The 4,662-nt window shown below is 75.0% G+C and carries 2 protein-coding genes; both read left to right on the top strand.

Features of this window, described 5'->3' with window-relative positions:
- A partial coding sequence (locus AC07DS_RS39280; RefSeq protein WP_479153403.1) for a topoisomerase C-terminal repeat-containing protein occupies nucleotides 1-1,141 on the top strand: 1,141 nt, incomplete at its 5' end.
- 135 nt (nucleotides 1,142-1,276) lie between these two features.
- On the top strand, nucleotides 1,277-4,570 hold the full coding sequence (gene tmk, locus AC07DS_RS39285; RefSeq protein WP_479153405.1) for a dTMP kinase: 3,294 nt from the start codon (nucleotides 1,277-1,279) through the stop codon (nucleotides 4,568-4,570).
- The last annotated feature ends 92 nt before the right edge of the window (nucleotides 4,571-4,662 follow it).

Here is a 4,662-nt window from a genome sequence, read left to right on the forward strand (position 1 = left end):
AAATGCCTGCGACCGCGTCGCCCGCGGAGATACCCACCCCCCCCCTGTCCGAAATTCTTCCTACTTCGGTCACCCCGCCCCCGGCACCGCCTCGCCCGCGGGGGCCCCCCCCCCCCCCCCCGACGCGGGCAACGGCGACGGGGACCACCTCGGCGGCCTCAAGGAACTGGTGACCGACCTGGGCGCGATCGACGCCCGCGAGGTCTCCTCGTTCCCGGTGGGCAACGACATCGTGCTGCGCGTCGGCCGCTACGGCCCGTACATCGAGCGCGGCGAGAAGGACACCGAGCAGCACCAGCGCGCCGACATCCCGGAGGACCTGGCACCGGACGAGCTGACCGTCGAGCTGGCCGAGGAACTGCTGGCCAAGCCGAGCGGCGACTTCGAACTGGGTCCCCACCCGGAGACCGGGAACATGATCGTCGCCAAGGACGGCCGCTACGGCCCGTACGTCACGGAGATCCTCCCCGAGGGCACCCCGAAGACCGGCAAGAACGCGGTCAAGCCGCGCACCGCCTCCCTCTTCAAGTCCATGGCGCTGGACACGGTGACCCTCGCGGACGCCCTGAACCTGATGTCGCTGCCGCGGGTCGTCGGCACCGACGCCGACGGCGTGGAGATCACCGCGCAGAACGGCCGCTACGGCCCGTACCTGAAGAAGGGCACGGACTCGCGCTCGCTGCAGTCCGAGGACCAGATCTTCGCGATCACGCTGGAGGAGGCGCAGGCGATCTACGCCCAGCCGAAGCAGCGGGGCCGCGCGGCCGCCAAGCCGCCGCTGAAGGAGCTGGGCGAGGACCCGGTCTCCGCCAAGCCGGTCGTGGTCAAGGATGGCCGCTTCGGCCCGTACGTCACCGACGGCGAGACCAACGCGACCCTGCGCTCCGGCGACAGTGTGGAAACGATCACTCCGGAGCGCGGCTTCGAGCTGCTCGCCGAGAAGCGGGCGAAGAGCCCCGCCAAGAAGACGGCGAAGAAGGCCACGGCCAAGAAGGCCGCTCCGGCGAAGAAGACCGCCACCGCCGCCAAGAAGACGGCGGCGAAGAAGACGACCGCGGCCGCGAAGAAGACCACGGCGAAGAAGACGGCGGCCAAGAAGGCGACGGCTTCGAAGGCGACCGCCTCCGGCGCGGAGGACTGACACTCCGCCGGAACGGCGCCCGGTGCGCCGTTCCGGCTTCGCGAAACGAACGCCCCGGCATCACTTTGGTGTCGGGGCGTACGCACGCCCGGACAGCCTGGGTGTGCTGTCGGTGACTGCCGATAGGCTGAACGCATGACGCGAGCCGAGCAGCCAACGGCCCCCACCACCGAACCGGACGACGCCCTTGTCGCGGACTCCCGCGAGCGCGCCGTCCGCTCCCTGCTGCGCCGACCGGAGCTTCGGCGCCTGTGGAGCGCACAGCTCGTGAGCGGTGTCGGCGACACCCTCGCGCTGCTCGTGCTGGTCCTTCTCGTCCTCCAGGCGGCCGTCCTCGAGGGCTCCTTCGGCGGCGGCTACCGAGGCGTGGCGTTCGCAGTGGCGACCGTCTTCGCGGCGCGCATCCTCGCCGCGCTGCTCTTCGGCGCGGTGCTGCTCGGCCCGCTGACCACGCTCACCTCCCAGGACGGCCCGCTCGACCGCCGCTGGACGATGGCCGGCGCCGACGGTGTGCGGGCCGCGCTGCTGATCGTCGCGCCCCTGTGGATCGACTGGACACCGGACAACGCACTCGCCGTCCTGCTGGTCACCGCCTTCGTCACCGGCGTCGCCGAGCGGCTGTGGACGGTGTGCCGGGAGAGCGCGGCGCCCGCCCTGCTGCCCGCCCCGCCCCCGGAGGGGGCGACGGTGCGGCCGCTGCCGGACCACCTGGACGCCCTGCGCCGCCTCGCGCTGCGCACCAGCTTCCTGGCGGTCCCGCTGGCCGCCGCCGCACTGGTGGTCGCCGGCCTGCTGAACAACCTGCTGGGCACCGTGGTGGCCTGGTTCGACGAGCACCAGGCGGCCCTCGGGTCGTACGTGGCGGCCGGACTGTTCGCCGCGTCCCTGTCCGTGGTCACCTTCCTGCAACTGCCGGACACGCGTACCCCGCGCCCGCGCTCCCCGCTGGAGGGCCTGCGCCGTCCGCGCACCGGCACGGGCGTCGACAAGGGCCGTACGGGCGCCATCCCGCTGCTCGTCCCCGCCTGCGCCGCCGTGGCCGGAGCCATCGCCGCCGCGGTCGCGGTGTGCGTGCTGCACGCCAAGGACCTGGGCGGCGGCCCGGTCCTGTACGGCCTGCAGGTGCTGGGTCTGACCGGCGGTGTCGCCGTCGGCATCCGGACGGCGCCCTCGGTGCTGCCCTCGCTTTCGCGCCGCCGGCTCCTCGCCCTCGCGATCGCCTTCACCGGCATCGCCCTGCTGGCCGCCGGGCTCGTCCCGGACGTCACCACCGTGCTGCTGATCGTCACGCTGGCCGGCGTCACCGCGGGCGTGGCCGCGAACACCGGGCACGCCCTGCTCGACCAGGAGACCGAGGAGTACCGCAGGGCCCGCACCACCGAGCACCTGCACGCGGTCGTGCGCGTCTTCATAGCGCTGGGAGCCCTGATCGCCCCCCTGGTCGCGGCGCTGATCGGCCCGCACCGGCTGGAGAACGGCAGGTTCGTCTTCGCGCACGGCGGTGCCGCCTTCACGCTGATGCTGGTCGGCGCGCTGCTGCTGCCGGTGGCCGCGCTGGTGCTCGCCAAGGTCGACGACCGCTCCGGTGTCCCGCTGCGCCAGGACCTGAAGGACGCGCTGCTCGGCGGCGACGACCCCGTCCAGGCCCCGGCGGCGAACGGCTTCTTCATCGCCCTGGAGGGCGGCGACGGCGCCGGCAAGTCCACCCAGGCCGAGGCCCTCGCGGAGTGGATCCGCGCCAAGGGCCACGAGGTCGTCCTCACCCGTGAGCCGGGCGCCACCCCCGTCGGCAAGCGGCTGCGCTCGATCCTGCTGGACGTGTCCTCGGCGGGCCTGTCGCACCGCGCGGAGGCACTGCTGTACGCCGCCGACCGGGCCGAGCACGTCGACACCGTCGTACGGCCCGCCCTGGAGCGCGGCGCCGTCGTCATCTCGGACCGGTACATCGACTCGTCCGTGGCCTACCAGGGCGCGGGCCGCGACCTGTCCCCGACCGAGATCGCCCGCATCAACCGCTGGGCGACCGACGGGCTCGTCCCGCACCTCACCGTCCTGCTGGACGTCGCGCCGGAGGCCGCCCGCGAGCGGTTCACCGAGGCGCCCGACCGGCTGGAGTCGGAGCCCGCCGAGTTCCACGCGCGCGTGCGGTCCGGTTTCCTCACGCTCGCCGCCTCCGACCCGGGCCGCTACCTGGTCGTGGACGCCGCGCAGGAGCCCGAGGCCGTCACCACCGTGATCCGGCACCGGCTCGACACCGTGCTGCCGCTCTCCGAGGCCGAGATCAAGGCCCAGGAGGAGGCGCGGAAGAAGGCCGAGGAGGAGGCGCGCCGCAAGGCCGAGGAAGAGGCCGCGCGCAAGGCCGAGGAGGAGCGCCTGGAGCGCGAGCGCGAGGAGCAGCTCGCCAAGCTGCGCGCCGAGGAGGAGGAGCGCAAGCGCCGCGAGCTGGAGGAGGCGCAGCGCCGCGAGGCCGAACGGCAGGCGGAGGAGGCCCGGCAGCGGGCCGAGGAGGCACGGCGCCGGGCGGAGGAGGAGCGCCAGCGGCTCCTCGCCGAGGAGAAGGCCCGCGCCGAGGAGGAGGCCCGCCGCAGGGCCGAGGAGGAGCGGCGCCGCAAGCAGGCCGAGGAGGAAGCCCGGCTGCGTGCCGAGGAAGAGGCCCGGCAGGCCCGGCTGCGTGCCGAGGAGGAAGCGCGCCGCCTGGAGAAGCAGCGCAAGGCCGAGGAGGCCCTGCTGCGCGCGGAGGAGGCCCGCCGGCAGGCGGCCGAGGCGTCGGCCGCGGCCGACGTGGCCGCTCTCAAGCCCAGCACCCCGCAGCCCGCGGTGCCGGGCATGACCCCGGACGCGGCGACCGTGCCGACGCCGGTCGTGTCTGCGGGCACGGACGAGACGACGGTGCTGCGGCCGGTGCGCGAGGAGCGGGCCGGAGAGGCCCGGAAGCGCGGGGCAGGCCCCGACTCCGAGGTGACGGCCGAGTTGCCGCAGCCGCCGGCCGCCTCTGCGGCCGCCGACGAGACCGCGGTGCTGCCGCCGGTGACTCCCGGTGCGGCGGACGAGACGGCCGTACTGCCGCCCGTGTCCGCCGACGAGACGGCCGTGCTGCCGCCGGTGACCCCCGGCGCTGCGGACGAGACCGCCGTACTGCCGCCCGTGCGGGGCGACGCCCCGGCGGACCGGATGCCGCCCGGCTTCTTCCGGGACGAGCGGCCGGGCGCGGGCCCCGACGGCTCCGGGAGCCGTACGCGCGAGATGCCGCAGCTCGACGCCGACGGTGCGCCGCGTCGCCGGCCGCGTTCGGACTGGGCCGAGGAGACCCCGCTGGACGACCTGCCGTCCCTGGCGGACGAGCTGCTGGGGTCGTACGACGAGCAGGAGTACGGGGAGCCGGGCGAGGACCAGGGCCGCCGCGGCCGGGGTCGCGGTCGCCGCGGCTGAGCGAGGACATCGGGCGGGGGGGGGGGGGGGGGGGGGGGGGGGGGCCGGGGGGGGGGGGGGGGGGGGGTGTGTTGACCCGCCCCAACCAACCG

This window comes from Streptomyces sp. NPDC044064, assembly GCF_056434245.1.

Excerpts from the sequence above, each read along its gene's own strand:
- tmk (WP_479153405.1), top strand. The coding sequence starts at position 1,277 with ATGACGCGAGCCGAGCAGCCAACGGCCCCCACCACCGAACCGGACGAC.